Here is a 255-nt window from a genome sequence, read left to right on the forward strand (position 1 = left end):
TTCTTTTTTTGGTTCTAAGGCTTGTACGGATTGTTGTATCCCTTTACTCAATCCAATTTCCTTATCCACTTTCTCCGCTAAATCCTCACTTCCCATTTTTCGAAGCCAATAGCTTGTATAATTCGCAATCGCATCTATCAATCGATTCCCTCGTTCATTTAACGGTTGTTCATATTCTTTCTTGCTATATTTCATCATCCCAAGCGCTTTTGCTACACTCGCAAAACTCATTTTTAATCCCTCATACATTTCATT

At 36.9% G+C, this 255-nt stretch carries 1 protein-coding gene; it reads right to left on the reverse strand.

The window, feature by feature from the left end; all coding sequences use genetic code 11:
- Positions 1-231 (reverse strand): hypothetical protein (locus tag FE392_RS20730; protein WP_319931979.1); only part of this gene is annotated, 231 nt, incomplete at its 3' end.
- Between the last annotated feature and the right edge of the window lie 24 nt (positions 232-255).

The organism is Xenorhabdus santafensis, from assembly GCF_033949405.1.
In the GTDB taxonomy this organism is placed as follows: domain Bacteria; phylum Pseudomonadota; class Gammaproteobacteria; order Enterobacterales; family Enterobacteriaceae; genus Xenorhabdus; species Xenorhabdus santafensis.